Consider the following 21,202-nt stretch of genomic DNA (forward strand, 5'->3'; position numbering starts at 1 on the left):
TTCTTGCCCCAGCTACTTCTTGCCCTGCCCGAAGTCGAGATTATTGAGGTCAAAGCCCTCCATGCCTTCTGGCAGCTGGTTGCCCATCTGCTTCTGTAGCTTCTGCAACTCGGCCATGCTAGGCATCCCCGGCATTCCAGGCATACCGGGCATTCCGCCACCGCGCATTGCCTTCGGCGGCGTCGGTCCCCGGTTAGCGCCCTTGCGCTTATTCTTGCCCTTACCCTTTCGGCCACGCTTGGCCTTGCGGTTCGATGGGCGACCACCTCCCATACCAAATCGGCCGGCCATCTGCGCCATCATCTTCCGCGCCTCATTGAAGCGTTCGATGAGCTGGTTAACCTCCGAAACAGACACACCGGAACCGTTGGCGATACGACGACGTCGTGAAGCGTTCAGAATCTTCGGATTCTCGCGCTCTTCCGGAGTCATACCGCGGATAATCGCCTCGATGCGGTCAAGCTGCTTTTCGTCGACCATTTCGGCAGCCTTGGACATTTCCGCTCCGCCGGGGAGCATCTTGAGGATGTTACCGATTGGGCCCATCTTGCGGACCATCATCATCTGCTCGAGGAAGTCCTCGAGAGTCAGCTCGCCGGAACCGATCTTCTGGGCGGATTTCGCGGCCTGCTCATGATCGATTTCCTTGGAAGCGACCTCAACCAACGTCTTCAGGTCACCCATGCCCAGGATGCGGCTGGCCATGCGGTCTGGATGGAAGACGTCAAAGTCCTCCAACTTCTCGCCCGTGGAGGCGAACAGAATCGGCTTACCGGTGACCTCACGGATAGACAGAGCAGCGCCACCGCGCGCGTCGCCATCGAGCTTGGTCAGGACAACGCCGGTGAAGTCAACGCCGTCTCGGAAGGCCTTGGCGGTCTCCACCGCGTCCTGACCAATCATGGAGTCGATGACAAACAGAACTTCATGTGGGTTGATGGCATCGCGAATATCGCGGGCCTGCTTCATCAGAACCTCATCGATACCCAGGCGACCTGCGGTATCGATAATCACCACATCGTGGCGATGCTGGCGAGCATAAGCGAGGCCACGGAACGCGGCGTCAACTGGGTTGTCCTCGCTGGTGCCCATTTCATGGGTGGAATCTAGGCTGGTGCCCGGGAACGGTGCGAAGCACGGCACGCCTGCACGCTCAGCCACGATTTCCAGCTGCTGCACCGCACCTGGGCGCTGCAGGTCGCAGGCGACGAGAACTGGGGTGTGCCCCTGATCCGTGAGGTACCTGGCCAATTTACCGGCCAAGGTGGTCTTACCGGCACCCTGCAGACCGGCCAGCATGATAACCGTTGGCGGCTGCTTCGACATATTGAGACGTCGAGTCTCGCCACCGAGGATGTTGATCAGTTCCTCATTGACAACCTCAATGATTTGGTTGGCCGGGTTGACCGTCTGGCTGCCAATAATTTCGTTAGCGCGTTCCTTGATGCGCTTAATGAAGGTACGGACAACCTCGAGGGAGACATCGGCTTCCAGAAGAGCCAGCCGAATCTCGCGGGCGGTGGCGTTAATATCCGCCTCAGTCAGGCGACCCTTCCCGCCCAGCCCCCGCAGGGCACCCGTCAAACGATCGGAAAGAGACTCAAACAAGTTTCCAGCTCCCCTTTTGCCTTGTCTTTTCTTAACTGTTCTACCGTACCCGCTGGCTACTCCGTTTGGCACATATCTATAGCTTCGCCTATCGACAACAATTGCATCCCATCCACCCTAAACACCCCGATTCGGGTGTAACCAATAGGAAGTAGAAAACATCAATAGGGTGAAGCTGTCTTATTCTCGGGACTGTTAAATTACTATTCGTTATTTTAACGTGACAATTAAGTACAACCTAAGACAGGGTTGCCCCACTGCATAAAGAACGTTTACACAACCTAGCTACCATCAGTTAAATAACAGACAAATAACGCCAATAGCTAACTTTTACTAAGGACGACCCTAGCGCACACTTCCCCCGAAATGGTGTAAGTCAAATTACAAAACGGCAGCATTGCAGCAGGTCAAAGTGTGCCACTATACACCTAGAGTTATTCCTATAACTACCTCCATGCCATGCATATATCAACCAATTTATGGTTAACCATGAACCTAGTTAACCGCAGTTGGCCTGGTTTTATTTTCCGCCGTGCACGATGAGGGATGAACGGCAAAATCATATTCATTGGTCTCTGACCGTTTGACTCCTTGAGAGGTTTTCATGAAGAAGTTCACTACGGCTATCGCCGCCGCCTTCTCCGCCAGCATGATTGCATGCGCAGGCATCGCTACTGCACAGACTCCGGCCCCAATGCCGACCGAGTGCCCCGCCGGCCAGCACTTTGAAAACGTCGACGGCACTTTCCAGTGCGTTGCAGACCAGCCTGAGCAGGATTCCACTGACGGAATTCCGGCCCCAATGCCGGACAAGTGCCCAGACGGCCAGCACTTTGAGAACGTCGGCGGAACCTTCCAGTGCGTCGCGGACAAGGAAGCCCCTAAGCCTGAAACGCCGGGTAACAATGAGTCCCAGCCCGACGACCTCGGAAACCCAGGTATTTCCGATAAGCAGTGCCCGGAGGGCGAGCACTTCGACATGAGCAAGCCAGTTCCGGGCAACCCGAACGTCTTCGGTGTCTGTGTCAAGGACGAGACGAAGCCAGATACTGACAAGCCGGGCAAGGACGGCAAGCCAGGTAAGGACGGCAAGGACGGCAAGCCGGGCAAGGACGGCAAGGACGGCAAGGACGGCAAGGACGGCAAGCCAGGCAAGGACGGTAAGCCAGGCAAGGACGGCAAGGACGGTAAGCCAGGCAAGGACGGCAAGGACGGTAAGGATGTCAAGGTAAACGTTGACATCAAGATCTCTGCTGAGTGCAAGAACGAAAACAAGTGCACGAAGGAAGAGAAGAAGGCCAAGGAAAAGGCCGAGAAGAAGGCGTCCGAGTCCAAGAAGACGACCTCTTCCGAGAACGTAAAGAAGGTTTCAGACTCCAAGAAGTCTGAGCAGAAAAACTCTGAGTCCAAGAAGGCTTCTTCCACTCAGAGCACTGGCCTAGCAGCCACCGGCGTTGACGCCACCACCCTGGGCGGAGCCGCTCTGGTTCTCCTGGTCGGCGGTGTCGCCGCTACCCGCATCGCCCGCAAGAACCGCTAAGAAGTTTAGGGTTCTATCCCGCTAGCGAAACATAAAATGCTCCCGACGCAAATTCAGCATCGGGAGCATTTTTGTGCGTCATACCTCCGAAAAGTCATAACTCCTATAGCTCGACGCATAAACCCCACAGGCACCGATTTTTTTACCAAACCTCTACGCCCCCCGCCTTTCGCCACCCCCGACACGACCAGGTACCACGCTTCGCTAGCGACGATGAGCGAAAGCTATAAGACATTAGAAGACTCGGATCCATTAGCGAAGACAGAAAAGCCCCCCTGCCGAGTCGACAGCGGCGAGTTCTATAAACGCTCCAACCACAACGGGTGTACACACTCAGCGTTGTAAATATAAGTTCCCACTTTCCCTTACTGGGGTTTGGACGAGTCAACAATTTCGCTTTACCCCCTCCCCAAACCCATGCCACTAAAGACTTTAATTAGTTATTAGAATCAAACATGTGAACAGTGTTCCCCCATAAGCCCATTGATTGCAGGGCTTTCCTATAGACATTGTGAGGTTCCCAAATGAAGAAACTCTCTTCGACCATGGTGGCCGCTGCCGCTTCAGCCGGCATGCTCATCGGCGTTGGCGCCGCCACCGCACAGATTCCTGACCCCGCCCCGTCGGAATGCCCCGCCGGTCAACATTTTGAAACTGTTGGCGGTACTTTCCAGTGTGTAGATGACGCTGCAAACCCGGATCCAGGAGGTTCATCGAACGATGGCATCCCACCGGGCGTTGAGGACACCCAGACCTGTCCCGACGGTTCCCCGCGTGACATGAGCAAGATTGACCCGGCAACCGGAGCTTACGGTGCTTGTAGCACCTCTGATGATTCCGGCCCCACTCCGGAGCCTGATGAAGATGCCCCAGAGAATGACGGAATTCCGCCGGGAGTCGATGACACCGCAACGTGCCCCGACGGTTCCCCGCGGGATATGAGCAAGATCGACCCGGCAACCGGAGTCTACGGCTACTGTCCAACTTCCGACGATGAAACCCCAGACGATGACGCACCGGGTGATGATGAAAACCCAGGCGACGATGAGAACCCAGGTGACGACGACGCACCGGGTGATGATGAAAACCCAGGTGACGAACAGCCTGGGGACGAAAATCCAGGCGACAAGCCCGACGACCCTAAGAAGGACGGTAAGCAAACCGGGACCAAGAACACTGGTCTAGCAGTCACTGGTGTTCAGGCGACTGCCCTCGGTGGTGCGGCTCTCGCACTCCTGGTCGGTGGCGTGGCTGCTACCCGCCTCGCACGCAAGAATTCTAAGGATTCCTAGCACAACTCTCCGCTAGATTCCTAGCACCTCAACAGTAAAAGCCCCGGAGCCCCGCGTATCCTCTACAGAAATCTACGCGGTGGCTCCGAGGCCTTTACTTTTTGCCGGGGGGGGCAACGACCGACGCTGTACTCACCAATCGATGGAAAATTCACTCATCGATGTTGGTTACTATTTGCGGCCGCCGAGCAGTGCGTCGACAAAGCTCTCCGGCTCAAACGGCGCCAGGTGGTCAGCACCTTCACCAAGGCCAACCAACTTCACCGGTACACCGAGCTCGTTTTGCACCTGGAATACAATGCCGCCCTTCGCGGTACCGTCCAGCTTGGTCAGGGCAACGCCGGTGATGTCTACAACATCCCGGAAAGTACGAGCCTGCAGCAGACCATTTTGGCCAACCGTCGCGTCCAAAACCAGGATGACTTCATCAACCTGAGCCTTCTTCTCCACCACGCGCTTAATCTTGTCCAGTTGGTCCATCAGGCCGACCTTGGTGTGCAGGCGGCCGGCGGTGTCGATGAGCACCACATCAGCGCCGGACTCGATACCGTGAGCAACTGCCTCAAATGCAATAGAAGCAGGATCCGCGCCTTCAGCGCCACGAACGGTCTCGGCACCGACACGACGGCCCCAGGTTTCCAGCTGATCTGCAGCAGCGGCACGGAAAGTGTCCGCTGCACCGAGAACAACATGGTGGCCACCGGCAACCAGCACACGAGCCAGTTTGCCCGTCGTCGTGGTCTTACCAGTGCCGTTGACACCGACCACCAGAATCACTGCGGGCTTGCCCTCGTGCGGAAGTGCGCGAATGGAGCGATCCATCTCAGGCTTGCACTCCTCAATCAGCACCTCACGCAGCAGGGCGCGTGCCTGTTCTTCCGTGCTCACCTTCTGGCTGGCAATACGCTCGCGCAGCTTATCGACGACACGCTGCGTCGCAGCCGCACCGAGGTCAGCCATCACCAGGATGTCCTCGACCTCTTCCCACGCGTCCTCATCAAGGTCACCCGCGCCCAAGATGCCGAGCACAGACTGGCCAATTGCATTCTGCGACCGGGACAAACGACCGCGCAGGCGACCCAGACGTCCCTCAGCCGGGTCGATGGAGTCAATCTGCTGTTCCGTTTCTGGCTCCGGCGTCGGCTCCGGCTTTGGCGTCGGCCCCGGCTCTGGCGTCGATTCTGGCGTCGGTTCTGGTTCGGGAGTCGGCTCCGGCTCCGGCACCGGTTCAGGAGCAGGAACTACCTCTACCTCAGGCTCTGCTTGGGGCTCTGGTTGTGGTTCCGGCTCGGGCTCTGATTCCTCTTCCCCAGCCGTAGGCAAATCGATTGGGATTTCCCGCATTACGCGGTCGTGATCCCCCTCCATTTCGGTGGGGTTATCGGGAATAGGCAGTTGGCCTTCCGGCTTCAGTAGGGAGCCATCCGTCGACTTATCAACGGGCTCATCTGCCCGCTTTTCAACTGGTTCCGGGACCTGCTTTTCAATGGGCTTTTCCGCCGGCTTGGGCATCGGTTTTTCAACCGGCTGCTTCTCACGGGTATCAGTCCCACTACCGGCCGGAGCGAAGTTAAAACCACTAGTGGCCTGGTAATTTCCAGACTTCTCCTGCTGGGTGAGTTCCTTAGTATCTTCCTTCGCAAAGGAAATGCGCTGGTTTTTCCTGCGGACATAGCCCACAACAAAAAGCAGCGCGATAATAACGACAATCGCGACGACAAGGAGTATCCACTGAGTTGGAGTCATAACTCTCATTATGCAGTATCAACGACTCTTCCTCACTTACTCCGCTCCTACTCCGCTCCTGTCGACGGAGTTGCGGATGCCGGTGACATTCGCTGCGAGATTACTCGAGTCACACCATCGCCCCGCATGGTCACACCGTAGAGCACATTCGCAACGTCCATTGTTGGCTTCTGGTGCGTAATGACAATCAGCTGACTGGTCGCGCGGAGTTCCTCGAGCAACGCAATAAGGCGACGCAGGTTAACGTCGTCAAGTGCGGCTTCCACCTCGTCGAGTACGTAAAAGGGACTCGGGCGCGCGCGGAAAATAGCGACGAGCATTGCCAGCGCCGTCAGCGACTTCTCGCCGCCGGAGAGCAGCGAGAGTCGCTTGACCTTTTTGCCCGGTGGGCGGGCTTCAACCTCGATACCTGTCGTGAGCAGGTTGTCAGGCTCAGTGAGAACCAGTCGTCCGTCACCGCCCGGGAAAAGTGTTTGAAAGACCGCGGGGAATTCTGCCTCGACATCGTTCCACGCGTCTGTGAAGAGCTGCAGAATCGTGGCATCGACTTCCTCGACAACATCGGTGAGATCCTGGCGGGCCCTGAGGACATCATCGAGCTGCGTGGATAGGAAAGAGTAGCGCTCCTCCATCGCCTTATACTCCTCCAGCGCCAACGGGTTGACGCGGCCGAGCACACGCAGATCCTTCTCCGCCTGTTTGAGCTGCTTCGTCACGGCTGCGCGGTCAAAGTTCTCATCAGGAGCAAAGTCCGCGAGCAGGTCGTCGACAGACAGCCCCAACTGGTCGACGATGCGCTCTGCAGCCTCGGTCACACGGACCTGCGCCTGTGCACGGGCGATGTCTCCCTGGTGCGCGGAATCCGTTAGCTGTGCCAGCTCCCGTTGCGCCCCATTTGCCTCCGTCCGTGCCGCCGATAGTGCCTGCGACACCGTCTTCTTCTGCGCCTCGGCATCGTCGCGATCGGCCTCTGCCCGCGCCAACGACACGTTGACCTTCGCACGCAAATCCTCAGCCAGCTCCGCGACGACTTCTGCCAATTCACGCTGGGCAACCTTAGCCATCTGCGTTTGCTCATGGCGCGCCTTCGCTATGCGCTCCGACGCAGCCTGGCGACGAAGCCGCTCGGCCTTACCTCGTACACTCGACAGTCTCTCCTCGGCCGTACGCAGCGACAGACGCGCCTCTGTCTCCATGGCGCGCACCGCCGTCAGAGCCTCCGAGGCACGGTCACGTTCGCTTGTCGACGGTTCCCCCTCCTCGGGGTCACGGTCAACGCGAGCCAAGCGGTCCGCAACCTCCGCCAATTCCTTCTGGAGCTTCGTTACTCGGTCCGCGGCTTCGGCTCCGCGCTGCTCAGCGCGTTCGGCATCATGCACCACGCCGGACAGCTGCGCCGTGGCCCGAGTTCGGGCATCCATGAGGACCTTCATACGACTCTGATGCTCACGCAGCGCGGCACGGGCGGCCGCAGCGTCCGTGCGGCGGTCCTCTTCTTCGGCCTGTGCACCGGAGAGCACACCACCGAGGTCACTCAAACGCACCTGTGCTTCTGCTAGTTCTTCGCGAGTCTTAGCAATGTCGGCGGCGATTTCCACACCTGATGCAGTGCCACCAGCGCCGCCAGCTACCCAACCAGAGCCACGCAGCACACCATCGCGGTCAACAACGCGCAGTCGAGTATCCTGCGTCACCAGCTCACGGGCAACGAGTTCGTCGTCGCAGGCCACGACATCAACGAGCAGAGAGGTCAACGAACCCGAAAGCTCCGCAGGCACTGTCACATGGTCGAGCAGCCAGGAGGCCTGTGCGGGCAAAGTGATGTCCAAGCGCCAAGAATCAGATGCATCCGCAGAATTGATAACGACGGCACTGCCTTTGCCCGAGGTCACCAGCTCGTCGATAAGCGAATCTCCACTGCCCTCGCTGACTAGTGCTTCGGCGGCTGCGCCGAGGGCTGCGGTGAGCGCCTTCTCCCAGCCAGCGTCGACATCAATGACTTCAGAGAGAACGCCGAGCTCATGCTTTTCGCGTAGCCACGCGGTGCCGTCGTTGGCAGCGGCGGTGCGGGCGGTCTCTAGAGCTTCGATGCGGGCGGACAAACCTGAGACGCTGCGCTCGAGGTCGCGCTCGTCAGCACGGAGTTCTTTCAACCGTGTAGAGGCCAGCTCTGCTTCCCGGTTAGCCTGTTCATAAGCGCTCTGCAGCTCGGGACCTTCGAATTCGGCCTCGGCTAGTTCCTGCGCGGCGTTTTCCACGGCTTCGGTGGCATCGGCACGGCGTTCGTCGGCCTCATTGGTTTGCTCGGCAAGGCGTGCAGCTTCAGCTTCGGCGGCTTCCAAGCGAGTGCGCAGAGATTCTTCTGCGGAAATGAGGCGAACCACTCCTTCGCGGCGGTCGGCGATTGCGCGAACGGCCGCGAGGTGCTCGGCCTCGGCTTCGCGGAAGGTTTCCTCGGCATCGAAAAGCGTTTCTCGGATTTCCTCCAGCTTTTCGCGAGCCTCTGCCTCTGCCTCTGCAAGCGTGGCTTCTTCGGTGGCGGCATCGTCAGCACGCTGCTCCAGGAAGTCCGGATCTGGGCCTACCCACGGAGCGACGGAATGGTCGGCCGCGCGATCGGCGGCAATGCGGGCCGTCGCTTGAATACGCTCACCGAGTGCGGAGAGACGGAACCATAGGTCACGGGCAGCATCGGCAGCTGGAGTAATGTCCTCCAATTCGGCTTCAAGTTCTGCAGTGCGCTCGGCGGCAATCTCGGCGCGCTCCGTGGCAGCTTCTACTTTTTCCTCAATCAGCTTGGCTTGACCAGCAATATCATTGAGACTGTCCTGCAAATCCACGAAGTCCGCGGCAGCCAAACGTAACTTGGCATCGCGCAAGTCCGCCTGCACGGTCTGGGCGCGGGAGGCGGCCTCAGCTTGACGCTTTAGCGGTTTGAGCTGACGGGAAAGCTCACCTGTCAGATCCTGCAGCCGGTCGAGATTGGCCTGCATCGACTGCAGTTTGCGCTGCGCTTTTTCCTTGCGACGACGGTGTTTGAGCACGCCTGCGGCTTCTTCAATAAACGCACGACGTTCCTCTGGCCGAGACTCCAGAATCTGAGAAAGCCGACCCTGGCCGACGATGATGTGCATCTCACGGCCAATGCCGGTGTCGCTGAGGAGTTCTTGGACGTCCATGAGGCGGACGCGAGAACCGTTGATTTCGTATTCGCTGGCGCCGTCGCGGTACATGCGACGCGTGACAGAGACTTCTTTATATTGAATGGGAAGTGCCCCATCGGAATTGTCGATGGTAAGAGTAACCTCCGCGCGCCCCAAGGGCTTTCGCCCGGAAGTACCCGCGAAGATGACATCTTCCATTTTGCCGCCACGGAGGGTCTTGGCGGAGTGCTCGCCCATAACCCACGCGAGGGCGTCGACGACATTCGACTTACCAGATCCATTCGGGCCGACAACTGCGCAGATGCCGGGCTCGAATTTCATCGTCGTCGCCGAAGCGAAGGATTTAAAGCCCTTCAGAGTCAGCGATTTCAAATACATGGGGCAATATCTTACCTGCAGTTGTGGACTGGAGCTGAATTAACCCAAGGACCCACTTGTTTTCACCGTCTCATTTACACAGCCTGGATTACACAGCCGCCTGCTTGGCCGACGTGTAGGCCGATTCACCGTGCTGAGCAACGTCGATACCAGAATGTTCCTGCTCACCATGGATTCGCCAGCCGACGGTTACCTTCAGAACTCGGGCAATGATGTACGTCAGCACGCCCGAGAACACCGCTGCGATGACCGCAATAATGATCTGGATGGCGAACAATTTCAGGCCGTCGATGCCACCGCCGGTAAGCAGTCCGCGGTCGTTAGCCAGCAGGCCAACACCAATCGTTCCCCACATGGCTGCAACCAGATGCAGACCAACCACATCCAGGGTGTCATCGAAGTTGAACTTGTACTTTAAACCAACACCCCAGCAAGCCAGCACACCGCCGATATAGCCCAGAATGATTGAAGTCACCGGGTTCATATCTCCTGCAGCCGGAGTAATAGTCACAAGCCCTGCGATAACACCCGACGCGGCGCCCAGCGAGGTGGGATGTCCATCACGAAAACGCTCGAGTGAAATCCAGCCGAGCATGCCTAGGCACGCTGCCACCGTCGTATTTAGCCATGCCAGACCGGCGGCACCGTCGGCAGCAAATGCCGAACCACCGTTGAAGCCGAACCAGCCGAACCACAGCAGTGCAGCACCCAGCATGACGAGTGGCAGGTTGTGCGGGCGATGCTGGCTACCATCGATAGACTTGCGCTTGCCGACGATAATCGCCAGCACCAAAGCGGCGGTACCAGCAGCAATGTGCACGACCGTACCGCCAGCGAAGTCAATTGGAGCGATGGCAGCCTCGCCGTCAGCGGCCCCAAACAGCTTTGCCGAAAGGCTCTCTACAGAGTGGCTCAGCAGACCACCACCCCAGACCATGTATGCCATTGGGAAGTACACCAGCGTTGTCCAGATACCGACGAAAATCAACCAGGTGGAGAACTTCACGCGTTCGGCCAGCGCTCCAGAAATCAGCGCTACAGAAATAGAGCAGAACGTGAGCTGAAATCCGATGTCGATGATGTTCGGGTAACCATTCGCACCCGCGATGTAGTTACCGCCATCGTCCGTGATTGAGTTACGCAGTCCAAAGAACTCGAACGGGTTGGCAAATACACCACCGATCGACTGCGACCCGTAGGACATCGACCAGCCCCACAGGACGTAAATGGCACCGACAACGCCGACAGCGCCAAAGCTCATCATCATCATGTTGAGCACCGACTTCTGTCGCGACATGCCGCCATAGAACAGCGCGAGCGCCGGTGTCATGAGCAAGACCAGCGAAGCCGAGATCAGCATCCACGCTGAGTTTCCCGACTGTGCAATTACTTCTTCAGGCGTCATTTGTGCCTCCCCTGTCTGTCAGTAGGTAGTTATTAACTTAAACCACCCTTCTTCCGTATTTGCGTATTCCGTTTCTCACTTACGTATCTTTCTAGCGCTCCGGGAGCTCTTTAGCGTCCCAATCGACTGCCCCAAGACACGAAAAAATCCCCCGCCAACTGCGCAAAATCAATCACACAGAGCGAGGGATAGAACGTATTCGAATTTTTCGGTTTCCTACACCGACATGGGGGGGAAGGAAGGCAGTTAGCACCCGCTTAACGACGGTCAAACGTGCTAAATGCCCCCTTCGGTTCCTGCCATAGGGGCACCACTGCCGTCACATTGCCTGGAGTATTCGGCCCCTCAAGCCAAGCGAGCAAGCTCTCACAGTTTGCCCGTGGCCCTTCGGCAACAACTAACACCCGACCATCCGGATAGTTCTGGGCGTAACCAACCAATCCCAACTCCAGTGCCGTCGCGCGGGTGTGCCAGCGAAAACCGACGCCTTGAACGCGTCCGTGTACCCATGCGGTGAGGCGGACGTCGTTAAGCGGCATCGGTCTCACGCACCGTCATCGGGTCGGAACCATCCCAGCACTCAATCTTGTCGTGGCCGCGGAGATTTGGCAGATCATCGCGGTGGAATACTGGATTAAGTCCCTTGGCCTTCTGCTCGGAGTAGTTCCGCAGAAGCGCGACGGCTACGCCACCCAGCGGCAGAATCGCGATGATATTGATGGTGGCCATGAGTGCGGAGAACGTATCTGCAAGCGACCAGACTAGTGGCACGGAACCGACAGCTCCGCCAATCACGCACAGGATAACCAGGACGCGCACGGTGTTCAAGACAGCCTTGCTCTTTGACAGGAACGGGATATTCGCCTCGGCGTAGTAGTAGTTACCCACCAGCGAGGAGAACGCGAGGAAGAAGATGATAACCGTGACCGCGTGGATGGCCCACGTACCCACCTGGGCCGACAGCGCAGCCTGAGTCAACGCGGTGCCCTCCGCATCGCCGCCGAAGGTCGGATCGGACAACAGGATGATAACTGCGGTGATGGTACAGACGACCCAGGTGTCGAAGTAGACACCCATCGTCTGGATGAGGCCCTGTTTGACCGGGTGCGACACCGACGCCGTAGCCGCCGCATTTGGTGTGGACCCCATACCGGCCTCGTTGGAGAACAGACCACGGCGAATACCCTGCATCATGGCGGTACCGACAGCGGCACCAGCGATCTCACGGATACCGAAGGCGTGCTCGAAGATGAGCTTGATCATGCCCGGCACTTCAGTGATATTGAGAGCCAGCACAATCAGACCGAGGATGATGTAGGCCACGGCCATAATCGGTACGACAATTTGCGTCACCGCCGAAATGCGCTGCACACCACCGAAGATGATGACGCCGGCCAAGATTGCCAGCACAATGCCGACGCAGAATTTAAAGATCGGCGTTCCCTGACCAGTCGACTCAGCCACAGCCGCCGTGATTGAGTTGGACTGCACCGCATTGAACACAAAACCGTAGGTCACCGTGATAGCGATGACGAAGAGCGACGCCATCCAGCGCCAGTTCTCTCCCAGCCCCTTGGTGATGTAGTACGCGGGCCCTCCTCGGTAAGAGTCCTTATCCCGCACCTTGTACAGCTGCGCCAGCGTCGACTCCACGAAGCTGGTAGCACCGCCAATCGCAGCGAGCAGCCACATCCAAAACACGGCACCTGGCCCACCCGTAGTGATTGCCACCGCCACACCTGCGACGTTACCGGTACCGACACGCGAGGCAGCAGAGATTGTGAAGGCCTTAAAGGCCGAGATGCCCTTGACCCCCTCGGAGATGTCAGACGGCTTTTCGGTAATTGCCTTGAACATCTCCGGGATGTACCGGAGCTGCACCACAATGGTCCGCCAACAGAAGTACAGGCCTGCACAGACAAGCAGCACAATCATGAACAGCCAGTACTTGTCATTCCAAGCATTTACCCAGTCGGTTGCTTGTTCCATGAAACTCATAAGGAAATTCTAGCGCTGACAGGTGGGACACAGATAACTCGATCTATTCCCAAATGGCAGACGGACAATTGCGCGCCCACACCTCGAGCACGGCTCCCCCGCTTGGCCATAGGCGTTCAAGCTCCGCTCGAAATAGCCACTTTCGCCGTTGACATGCACATATAGTGCGTCAAAGCTCGTGCCGCCGGCCGCTAGCGCCCGCTGAAGTACCGCTTGGCCCTCCCGCAGAAGTTTCGCTAATCGACGGACCGAAAGGTCGCACGCCGGCACGCGACCATCGACCTTTGCTGCCCAAAGCATTTCGTCGGCATAAATGTTGCCGATGCCGGACACGATGTTCTGATTGAGCAATACGGCCTTGATTGGCGAACGCGACTTCATCATGCGGTGTGCAAGTGCAACCACATCGACAGTTGGCTCCAATAGATCGGGCGCGATCTTGGCTGCGGGTTCCGGAACAAAGCGACCGTGGGATTCGACCATTTCACAGGCCCAGACCCAACCAAAGGTGCGCTGATCGTTGAAGTTGATAAGGTGCCGAGCGCCGTCCGGCAGGGCTATGTCAAATGCGGCCCTGGTGTGGCGTCCGGGCAGCGTATCGGACGTGTACGGAGCTTCCACACGCAATTGGCCGCTCATACCCAGGTGGATGGCGATTGCGGAGTCGTCGTCAAGCGTGAGCCACATGAACTTGCCGCGGCGATCCGTAGCGATAACCGTGCGCCCGCGCGTACGACCGATAAACTCTGCGGCACCACCGGGTTGGCGCCGCACGGCACGAGCGTTGTAGACGAAAGTATCCTCGATGCGGCCACCGACGACGTAAGCGTCGAGACCGCGGCGTACGGACTCGACTTCAGGAAGCTCGGGCATTATGCCAGTGCAGTATGCGCCTGATGCGCGGCGTGCATCTCGGCTTCCTTCTTCGTGGCGCCAGTACCGCTGCCCTTAACCACGCCGTCAACCAGCACGTCGACGTAGAAAGTTAGGTCATGGTCGGGGCCGGTGGTGCGCACAGTGTACTCAGCAGCCCGTAGTTGCTTGGCTGCCAGGCGCTCCTGCAACAGCGTCTTCCAGTCACGACCGCGAGACTCCGTCGGGGCATCGTCAATCATCTGGTTAAACAGGCGAAGAACGGTCTCGCGGGCAACCTCAAAGCCATGCTGCAGGTAAATGGCACCCAGCAGCGCCTCGGTGGTGTCAGCGAGAATCGAGTGCTTATCCGCGCCACCGGTGGCCTTCTCACCGCGACCGAGGAGAATGTGCTCCCCCAATCCGATACTGCGGGCCAGGTCAGCCAGCGCGTACATGTTCACGACACCTGCGCGCATCTTGGAAATATCCTGCTCAGCACGGTCCGGGAAGCGACGGTAGAGTTCTTCAGCAACGCACATGCCCAGCACGGCGTCGCCCAGGAACTCTAGACGCTCGTTATTGGTCAGCATGCCATTTTCATTTGCGAAACTGCGGTGGGTCAGAGCGAGCTTCAGGGACTCCTCTGGCAGTTCAACACCGAGTTTTTCCAACAGCGGGGCGTGATCGACGGCCTCAAAGGCCGCCTTTCTAGCCGCTTCACCGGTTAGCCGACGCTTGCGGCTCATCCGTTATATCTCCTTTAAAGTCTTCGTCTAAGTCGTCGTCGATTACTTATCGTCCCCGAGCGAGCCAAACTTTTCCGCCAGGCCAGCCCAACGCGGATCAATACGCTCCTCTTCACCCGAGATGCCGTCTGGTTCCGGCACTTCCGAGTCCGACTCAGCACAGCTGGAATCGAAATCCAGACAGGTCGGATTGAAGGGCAGATTCAAGCCCGCCTCATCGATGACGGCTTGAGTGATATCCACCGTATTGTCGACGATCTGACCAACTTCGTCCTCAAGGTCTTCTTCCTCGGCATCGTCGCCTGTGATGAAGTCCTCGTTGTTGGAAAAGACAGCCGAAATATGGAAGCTGAGCTCCGGATTCAGCGGGGCTAGGCAGCGCACGCACTCGCCGGTGGCCTTGGCAGTCACAGTCGCGTCAACCATGACACCACTGCCGAGGTTCGTGACAATGCCGTCAACGACAACCTCCTCGCCAGCGGCGATGCCAATCATCTCGACACCAACGCGGACTGGGCTATCGCCTACCTTGCGGAACTGCTCGGGCATGCCGCCCTGCAGACATGTCGAAACGTCCAGAACAAATGGGGATGAGTCAGTCATGATAGACCTCAGTCTACCCCGAAGATGCGCTAACGCTCGTACCGGCGGCGTTCCTGCCCCTCGGAGAAGGAAGACGGCGCGTTCTGCGCCCCTGCACCACCGCCGACGGCACCAGCCCCTGAACGCAGTACAGAGCGATTGCGACCGACATTGCGCAGGGTCTCCTGGAGGGTCTGCTCAAACTCGGCGAGCTTGGAGTCAACGTAACGGTCACACTCTTCGCGGAGGCGAGAGGAATCCGCGTGTGCGTCGGACAGCAGACGATTCGCCTCGTCGTTGGCCTCGCGGACGACCGTCGACTCAGCGACCAGGCGAGCCTGCTCCTCACGGCCTTCCGCAACGGAACGCTCGTAGGATTCGTTACCAGCGTGAATCAGGCGATCGGACTCGGCAGAAGCACGATCCACAATGTTGTCGTACTCGTGCTGAGCATCCTCGCGGAGACGACGGGCGTCGTCCTCAGCGGCCGCAACGGTGCCAGCCGCGTGAGCATTGGCATTCTCGACGGTGTGGTTAGCGCGGGCCTCTGCCTCGTCGACAATACGATGGGCTTCTTCATCCGCAGACGAAATGGTGTTGTTCGCCCGGGCTTCAGCATCGTTGATAATCTCATCCCGCTGGTCCAAGACATCCTGCGCGTCATCGAGCTCAGCCGGGAAAGCATCCCTCAGCTCATCGAGCAACTCGAGAACACGCTGACGCGGGACCATACAATTGGCCGACAGTGGCACGCCGTGTGCCTCTTCTAGGATCTGGACCAGTTCATCAAGAGATTCGAAGACGCGAAACATGACTTACATGCTACTTCAGTCTGAGCTGCAGGGCGTGCAAGACAGGCTCAGGAACTAGGCCTTCCACCGAACCGCCGTACCGAACAACTTCCTTCATCAGTGTCGACGACACGTGACCGTACTTCGGATCAGCCTCCACAAAGAGAGTTTCAATGCCAGTCATGCGCCGATTCATCTGTGCCATAGGAGCCTCGTACTCGTAGTCTGCTGCCGAGCGCAGTCCCTTGACCAGGCAGGTAATCCCCTGCGCGGAGGTGTAGTCCACCAACAGCTTCGACCAGGAGTCCACCCGCACATTGTCCAAGTGCTGCGTGCACTGCCGAATGAGGTCCATGCGCTCTTCGACGTTGAACATGCCCTGCTTATTCGGGTTGTGGGTAACTAACACGGTCACCTGATCGAATTGACGCGCGGCACGCTCAATCACATCGAGGTGACCAGAGGTCATGGGATCGTAGGAACCGGGGCAGCATGCGTGAGTCATAGAGGTCAAACCACCTTTGGCCGTCGTAAAGCGTAAAGAAGAACGTTAAGCGTTGTAGATAGCGGTGTCGAAGCGCGCCATACCGTGAATGCGACGCTTGAGCTTCTGCTGGAGCTGCTCGTAGCCCTCGGGCCACTGCGTCTCATCGTCATCGCGGTGACGCTCCACAGTCACGACCGCGCCCGGCGCGAGGAAGCTGCGCAGAGCCTCCAACATCTCTGTAACGGCCTCCCCCGCCAGCTCGTAGGGTGGATCGGCGATGACGCGGTCAAAAGGCTCGGCCGGCGCGCCCGCAAGGTACGATGACACTTTCATCGGAGACACGGCCACATCGGGATGCCCCACGGTGCGAATGTTCTTTTCAATGGCGGCAATGGCGTTCAGGTCGTTTTCCACCAATACGACGGAACGCGCGCCACGGGAAGCCGCTTCCAAGCCGAGCGCACCTGAGCCCGCGAACAAGTCGAGAACGCGAGTTCCCTCTAACCCAAAGCGTGTGGACCAGGACGAAAAGATGGCTTCTTTCGCGCGGTCACTGGTTGGCCGAGTGGTCTCTCCCTTGGGTGCGACTAGTCTGCGACCGCGCGCCTCACCTGCAATAATGCGGGTCATCTACTTCCCTTCGTGCGATGTGTTCTCGTTGCCGTTGTTCTGTGCCATCGTGCTGTGAGTTGCTGGCGTGATTCGTGCCAGCAGCTGACCACCTTCGACATCCACAAATTGATCTGCCGCCACCTCCGCGACCGTACCCGGGCAGGGCGCTAAAACCGGCGCTTCTAGCTTGACGGCCTCCACGACCGCAATGACCTGACCAGTCGTCACCGAGTCTTTCTCGGCGACCTCCCAGCGGACTACTCCTGCAAAAGGTGCACAGACATTTACCATGTCCCACAGTCTACTTAGGTCTTACTAGGAGCGGTCCAAGTAGTTCGACTGCTCTTCATCAATATCGGAGATGAGCTCCCCTACAAGTCTCTCATCGCTGTCGAGGAAAGCCGTGGCGTCGTGCCGGGTGCGCTCGATGATCTCGCCGTCGGTGGTGAGGTCCACCAGGCCGAGGCCAGTTGCCAGTCCCGATTGGTCATCGCCGAGTAGATCGCCAAAACTACGGGTGGCCAGGTCCAACTCCGCCAGTTGAATGCCATCGGTGGTGGCGGCAATGCGTTCCAACCGGGTACGCTCCGGTGTCTGCGAATGCGTGTGTGTACACAGGAAGCACAGTCCACCCCGGTCACCGCGGCCGACGCGACCGCGCAGCTGGTGAATCTGCGAGATACCGTAGCTCTCGGCGCGGCGAATCATCATGATTGTGGCCTCTCGTATATCCACGCCGACTTCGATAACTGTGGTGGACACCAGCACATCCAGCTGTCCTGTGGCAAAGGCTTGCATCACGCGGTCTTTGTCCTCCGGTGCCATATTGCCGTGCAACTGACTGATACGAACACCGGGCAGTTTCTTCCTCGCGCGGTCGAACACCGCTTCCACAGACTCGTCGAGGAACTGTTCCTCGTCTCGGGTAATGCGGGGACAGACAATGAAGGCGCGGTTACCCTTGGCCACTTCTTCCCCAATGCGCTCCCAGGTCCGTGCCTCCCAGCGCGGCTTTTCCAGTGTCGGTACGACAAAGGATTGGATCTCCTGCCGTCCCCGTGGCAATTCCGTCAACTGCGATACCGCGAGGTCGCCAAAAATGGTCATCGCTACCGTGCGCGGAATCGGGGTTGCCGACATCACCAATAGATGCGGTGTCATTCCGCCCCGTCCCCTACTGCGCAGCTGGTCGCGCTGGCGCACACCGAAGCGGTGCTGCTCATCGACAACCACCAGCCCGAGATCGAAGAACTCCACGCCCTCACTGAGCAGGGCATGCGTGCCGACGACAATGTCCGCCTCCCCGTTGACTGCCTCCAGCAGGGTTGCCCGGCGCTCCTTCGTCGACATCGATCCCGTCAGCAGTCGCACAGTGACGGCTACTCCAGCCTGCTCGAGCATCGCTGTCAGTGAGCGGTAGTGCTGTTGGGCCAGTACTTCCGTCGGCGCGAGCATCGCGCACTGTCTGCTGGCATCGACTGCCTGCAGCATTCCCAGCAGGGCCACCACGGTCTTACCCGAGCCGACTTCACCTGCCAGCAGGCGGTTCATAGGGCTGGTCTGCGACATGTCGTGCGCAATATCGGCCGCGACCGCGACCTGACCGTCGGTAAGCGAAAACGGCAGTCCTCGGCGTAGCTCGTCGCGAAGCCCTCCGGTGATCTCCGTGCAGGCCGGAGCGGTGAGGCTCTCTTGAGTGCGTTTGCGTGCACCAACGGCGAGTTGGAGCTCAAGCGCTTCGTCGTACTTCAGCCGGGTGAGCGCAATGTCGGGGCCCGCGATGGAGGGAAAGTGTGCGCCACGCAGTGCGGAGTCGAAATCGGTAAGTCCCTCCGGTGTGGCGGGCAACGGGTCTGGCTGCAGCGGTAACCATTCGAGGATGCGCTGCATGAACAGAGCCAGGTGAATACCTGCTACTCCTTTGCGGCCACGGTAAATGGGCAGGTAAGGGCGAGTGAGAAGCCGCTGCATCTCCGCAATCCCCTTGGCCGTTTTCGTTAGCGTGGCCAGCTTGCCAGTGGCAGCGCCTACTGAACCGTCGGCTTTGAGCACCATGCAGTCAACATTTTTCAGCTGCAGCTCATTGCGGAACTCACTGAGTGTGCCAACAATGAGCAGACGCACACCCGGGTGCAGCATATTGCGCAGCCACTCGGCACCGAAAATCGCGGCCGGAAGAATGCGCACGCCGTCACTGACATAGATTTTCAGTGGCTTGCGTCGGTCGGCGAAGGCAGGCGCTGGCGAAATACTGTGGACCTCCACGACTGTGGTGATGGTGTCGCCAATGTCGGAAAATGACACATCTAAGCTCTTACCCTGCGCCACGTAGCGTTTTGGGAAATTCGTCAGTGCATCCGAAACGGTCTCCATACCGAAGGCTGTGTGGAGTTTCTTCGCAATCTTTGGCCCCACCACAATATTCAGGGGCGTGCGCGCATAATCCGAGCCGAGCCATCCGAGCATCGTGCTACTCGATTCCTATCTGCACCGGCTCATCGATGCCAGTTGCATCATAGGCTACGACCTCCACAGGCTTGTCCAGCCGCGCCCGCACTTGCTCTATGTCCACGTCCTCAGCTCCGCGCCCGAGCAGCAGAGTCACTAGTTCCCCGCCGCCAGCCAACAGGTCTGAGATGGTCTCTGTGAGCGCGTCAGTCAAAGGCTTATCGACGTCCGCAGCGATTACAGCCGTTCGCGTGCCATTGGCAGCCTCGCCCATCGCGTACGCGGCAACCGCCAGCGGCAGCTCAGCCGAATGCACGGCCAAGGCAGCAAGGCCAGCCGGAATGGAGTCTGTAGAAACTACCGCGAGTGTCGGATTAGCCGCGGCAGCAGCGAATTCGATATCCGCCAATTCCTGGTCGCTGACTAGACCATTTGGCAGCAGGATTACCTCATCCGCACCCCGCATGGCAGTCAGTGCCTTGGTGACCACATTGTCAGCGAACTCCTGGTCGGCGATGGCTGCGCGATCTGTGGGAGCGGATGTGGGAGTCGGAGCGGGGGTCGGGCTGATAGCAATCGCTCCAGAGGAAGTGATGAGATCTTTCAGCGGACCGTCCGGCACTACCGCAATGAGGATGCGAGTGGACTCAGGTGTTGTCTCCGGTTCATCGAGCACCTCGATGCGGATGCCCTCCGGACGGCCGAAGTCAAGTGCCGCCTCGATAACTGCGCCCGGCTCCACTGTGTGGATATGCACCATGTACTGTGCGGTCTCCACATTACCAGCGTCACCTGCGATGATGAGCGAGTTTCCCAGCGGGTTTAACCGCTCTCGCAGTGTCTCCACCGCCTGGGTATCCGCCAAGGAAATCAGGTACATGACCTCCATCTCAACGGTGGCTAGGTGTGGCGCGTCGACATGCAAATCGACCGGTGCGGCTGCGCGGCCGCTGACTTCGTCGGCAAGCGCGTCGAGCAGAATGACCAACCCCGCGCCGCCGGCGTCGACCACACCCGCCTGCTGCAGTGCCGGGAGCTGGCTGGGGGTTTTCGCCAGCGCATCGCGAGCGGCATCCGCGATTGTGTCGGCGAGCTCCTCAATCGAGTCGCCCTCAAATTCCTCCGCGGCAATCGCGACGTGACGCAGGACTGTCAGAATCGTGCCCTCCACCGGATTGGCAATCGCCTGAGAGACATGTTGCACAGCTAGCTTTAGCGAGTGCTGCACCGACTCAACGCCAATGCCACTACCGGAAGCTGCCTCAGCCACCGCGCGAAAAACCTGCGAGAGCACAGTGCCCGAATTACCGCGGGCACCACGCACCGCACCGGCAGCCAAGGCCGCGGTGACTGCGCGAACATCGGAAGCGTCTGCCTTTTGCGCTTCCTCATACGCCGAACTCAACGTCGCGAGCATATTCGACCCGGTATCGGAATCCGGTACTGGGAAGACATTGAGACTGTTAATCTCATCGCGGCGGGATTGAAGCGCATCAATTCCCCGGGCAACCCAGCCGACAATCGCGGCAGAACCAATCTGCGAAGACATG

The 21,202-nt window shown here is 58.8% G+C and carries 17 protein-coding genes; 2 read left to right on the forward strand and 15 right to left on the reverse strand.

All coding sequences use genetic code 11. The features are described 5' to 3' along the window. Positions 1-12 precede the first annotated feature (12 nt). Positions 13-1,608 carry a signal recognition particle protein gene (gene ffh / locus HMPREF2847_RS10445; RefSeq protein WP_070852352.1) on the reverse strand — a complete coding sequence of 532 codons (1,596 nt, stop codon included), beginning with the start codon at positions 1,606-1,608 and terminating at the stop codon, positions 13-15. A gap of 604 nt (positions 1,609-2,212) precedes the next feature. On the opposite strand from ffh, the gene HMPREF2847_RS11690 reads away from it, so the two are divergent. Next, positions 2,213-3,148, forward strand: a complete 936-nt coding sequence (locus HMPREF2847_RS11690; protein WP_070852353.1) for a hypothetical protein — start codon at positions 2,213-2,215, stop codon at positions 3,146-3,148. A gap of 524 nt (positions 3,149-3,672) precedes the next feature. Beyond that, on the forward strand, positions 3,673-4,440 hold the full coding sequence (locus HMPREF2847_RS10455) for an intestinal mucin (RefSeq protein ID WP_070852354.1): 768 nt from the start codon (positions 3,673-3,675) through the stop codon (positions 4,438-4,440). A gap of 171 nt (positions 4,441-4,611) precedes the next feature. Here the strand turns inward: HMPREF2847_RS10455 and ftsY are convergent, their stop codons facing one another. The 14 genes from ftsY to HMPREF2847_RS10520 all read right to left on the reverse strand — a co-directional run bounded on the left by ftsY (position 4,612) and on the right by HMPREF2847_RS10520 (position 21,201). Then, positions 4,612-6,186 (reverse strand): signal recognition particle-docking protein FtsY, encoded by a 1,575-nt coding sequence (ftsY, locus tag HMPREF2847_RS10460; protein WP_070852355.1) that lies wholly within the window; start codon positions 6,184-6,186, stop codon positions 4,612-4,614. Between the two features lie 47 nt (positions 6,187-6,233). Next, positions 6,234-9,728, reverse strand: a complete 3,495-nt coding sequence (gene smc, locus HMPREF2847_RS10465; RefSeq protein WP_070852356.1) for a chromosome segregation protein SMC — start codon at positions 9,726-9,728, stop codon at positions 6,234-6,236. An 88-nt stretch (positions 9,729-9,816) separates the two neighbouring features. Continuing rightward, positions 9,817-11,133 (reverse strand): ammonium transporter, encoded by a 1,317-nt coding sequence (locus HMPREF2847_RS10470; RefSeq protein ID WP_070852357.1) that lies wholly within the window; start codon positions 11,131-11,133, stop codon positions 9,817-9,819. Positions 11,134-11,390: 257 nt separating this feature from the next. Further along, positions 11,391-11,672 carry an acylphosphatase gene (locus HMPREF2847_RS11380; RefSeq protein WP_083327371.1) on the reverse strand — a complete coding sequence of 94 codons (282 nt, stop codon included), beginning with the start codon at positions 11,670-11,672 and terminating at the stop codon, positions 11,391-11,393. Further along, the gene (locus HMPREF2847_RS10475; RefSeq protein ID WP_070852411.1) at positions 11,662-13,122 is read right to left on the reverse strand and encodes an alanine/glycine:cation symporter family protein; all 1,461 of its coding nucleotides are present in this window, start codon (positions 13,120-13,122) and stop codon (positions 11,662-11,664) included. Before HMPREF2847_RS10475 ends, HMPREF2847_RS11380 begins: the two co-directional genes overlap by 11 nt. 18 nt (positions 13,123-13,140) lie before the next feature. Then, complete coding sequence (mutM, locus tag HMPREF2847_RS10480; RefSeq protein ID WP_070566949.1) at positions 13,141-14,004, reverse strand: bifunctional DNA-formamidopyrimidine glycosylase/DNA-(apurinic or apyrimidinic site) lyase; 864 nt, start codon at positions 14,002-14,004, stop codon at positions 13,141-13,143. After that, positions 14,004-14,732 carry a ribonuclease III gene (gene rnc, locus HMPREF2847_RS10485; RefSeq protein ID WP_070852358.1) on the reverse strand — a complete coding sequence of 243 codons (729 nt, stop codon included), beginning with the start codon at positions 14,730-14,732 and terminating at the stop codon, positions 14,004-14,006. The genes mutM and rnc overlap by 1 nt, the downstream gene beginning before the upstream one ends. Positions 14,733-14,774: 42 nt before the next feature. Further along, positions 14,775-15,335, reverse strand: coding sequence for a YceD family protein (locus HMPREF2847_RS10490; RefSeq protein ID WP_070595147.1), 561 nt, complete (start codon positions 15,333-15,335; stop codon positions 14,775-14,777). Positions 15,336-15,364: 29 nt separating this feature from the next. Further along, a complete protein-coding gene (locus HMPREF2847_RS10495) occupies positions 15,365-16,126 on the reverse strand; it encodes an SPFH domain-containing protein (protein ID WP_038628626.1) in 762 nt (253 codons plus the stop codon). A 10-nt stretch (positions 16,127-16,136) separates the two neighbouring features. Continuing rightward, positions 16,137-16,610 (reverse strand): pantetheine-phosphate adenylyltransferase, encoded by a 474-nt coding sequence (coaD, locus tag HMPREF2847_RS10500; protein ID WP_070439649.1) that lies wholly within the window; start codon positions 16,608-16,610, stop codon positions 16,137-16,139. A gap of 45 nt (positions 16,611-16,655) precedes the next feature. Then, the gene (gene rsmD, locus HMPREF2847_RS10505) at positions 16,656-17,222 is read right to left on the reverse strand and encodes a 16S rRNA (guanine(966)-N(2))-methyltransferase RsmD (protein ID WP_070852359.1); all 567 of its coding nucleotides are present in this window, start codon (positions 17,220-17,222) and stop codon (positions 16,656-16,658) included. Then, a complete protein-coding gene (locus HMPREF2847_RS10510; RefSeq protein WP_005509454.1) occupies positions 17,223-17,495 on the reverse strand; it encodes an acyl-CoA carboxylase biotin carboxyl carrier protein subunit in 273 nt (90 codons plus the stop codon). A gap of 24 nt (positions 17,496-17,519) precedes the next feature. Next, positions 17,520-19,670, reverse strand: coding sequence for an ATP-dependent DNA helicase RecG (locus HMPREF2847_RS10515; protein ID WP_070852360.1), 2,151 nt, complete (start codon positions 19,668-19,670; stop codon positions 17,520-17,522). Between the two features lie 4 nt (positions 19,671-19,674). Beyond that, entirely contained in the window at positions 19,675-21,201 is a 1,527-nt protein-coding gene (locus HMPREF2847_RS10520) for a DAK2 domain-containing protein (RefSeq protein WP_070852361.1), read from the reverse strand. Position 21,202: the final 1 nt, after the last annotated feature.

The sequence above is a fragment of the Corynebacterium sp. HMSC074C03 genome (assembly GCF_001838285.1).
In the GTDB taxonomy this organism is placed as follows: domain Bacteria; phylum Actinomycetota; class Actinomycetes; order Mycobacteriales; family Mycobacteriaceae; genus Corynebacterium; species Corynebacterium amycolatum.

Excerpts from the sequence above, each read along its gene's own strand:
- HMPREF2847_RS11690 (WP_070852353.1), top strand. The coding sequence starts at position 2,213 with ATGAAGAAGTTCACTACGGCTATCGCCGCCGCCTTCTCCGCCAGCATG.
- HMPREF2847_RS10455 (WP_070852354.1), top strand. The coding sequence starts at position 3,673 with ATGAAGAAACTCTCTTCGACCATGGTGGCCGCTGCCGCTTCAGCCGGC.
- ftsY (WP_070852355.1), bottom strand. The coding sequence starts at position 6,186 with ATGACTCCAACTCAGTGGATACTCCTTGTCGTCGCGATTGTCGTTATT.
- smc (WP_070852356.1), bottom strand. The coding sequence starts at position 9,728 with ATGTATTTGAAATCGCTGACTCTGAAGGGCTTTAAATCCTTCGCTTCG.
- HMPREF2847_RS10470 (WP_070852357.1), bottom strand. The coding sequence starts at position 11,133 with ATGACGCCTGAAGAAGTAATTGCACAGTCGGGAAACTCAGCGTGGATG.
- HMPREF2847_RS11380 (WP_083327371.1), bottom strand. The coding sequence starts at position 11,672 with ATGCCGCTTAACGACGTCCGCCTCACCGCATGGGTACACGGACGCGTT.
- HMPREF2847_RS10475 (WP_070852411.1), bottom strand. The coding sequence starts at position 13,122 with ATGGAACAAGCAACCGACTGGGTAAATGCTTGGAATGACAAGTACTGG.
- mutM (WP_070566949.1), bottom strand. The coding sequence starts at position 14,004 with ATGCCCGAGCTTCCTGAAGTCGAGTCCGTACGCCGCGGTCTCGACGCT.
- rnc (WP_070852358.1), bottom strand. The coding sequence starts at position 14,732 with ATGAGCCGCAAGCGTCGGCTAACCGGTGAAGCGGCTAGAAAGGCGGCC.
- HMPREF2847_RS10490 (WP_070595147.1), bottom strand. The coding sequence starts at position 15,335 with ATGACTGACTCATCCCCATTTGTTCTGGACGTTTCGACATGTCTGCAG.
- HMPREF2847_RS10495 (WP_038628626.1), bottom strand. The coding sequence starts at position 16,126 with ATGTTTCGCGTCTTCGAATCTCTTGATGAACTGGTCCAGATCCTAGAA.
- coaD (WP_070439649.1), bottom strand. The coding sequence starts at position 16,610 with ATGACTCACGCATGCTGCCCCGGTTCCTACGATCCCATGACCTCTGGT.
- rsmD (WP_070852359.1), bottom strand. The coding sequence starts at position 17,222 with ATGACCCGCATTATTGCAGGTGAGGCGCGCGGTCGCAGACTAGTCGCA.
- HMPREF2847_RS10510 (WP_005509454.1), bottom strand. The coding sequence starts at position 17,495 with ATGGTAAATGTCTGTGCACCTTTTGCAGGAGTAGTCCGCTGGGAGGTC.
- HMPREF2847_RS10515 (WP_070852360.1), bottom strand. The coding sequence starts at position 19,670 with ATGCTCGGATGGCTCGGCTCGGATTATGCGCGCACGCCCCTGAATATT.
- HMPREF2847_RS10520 (WP_070852361.1), bottom strand. The coding sequence starts at position 21,201 with ATGTCTTCGCAGATTGGTTCTGCCGCGATTGTCGGCTGGGTTGCCCGG.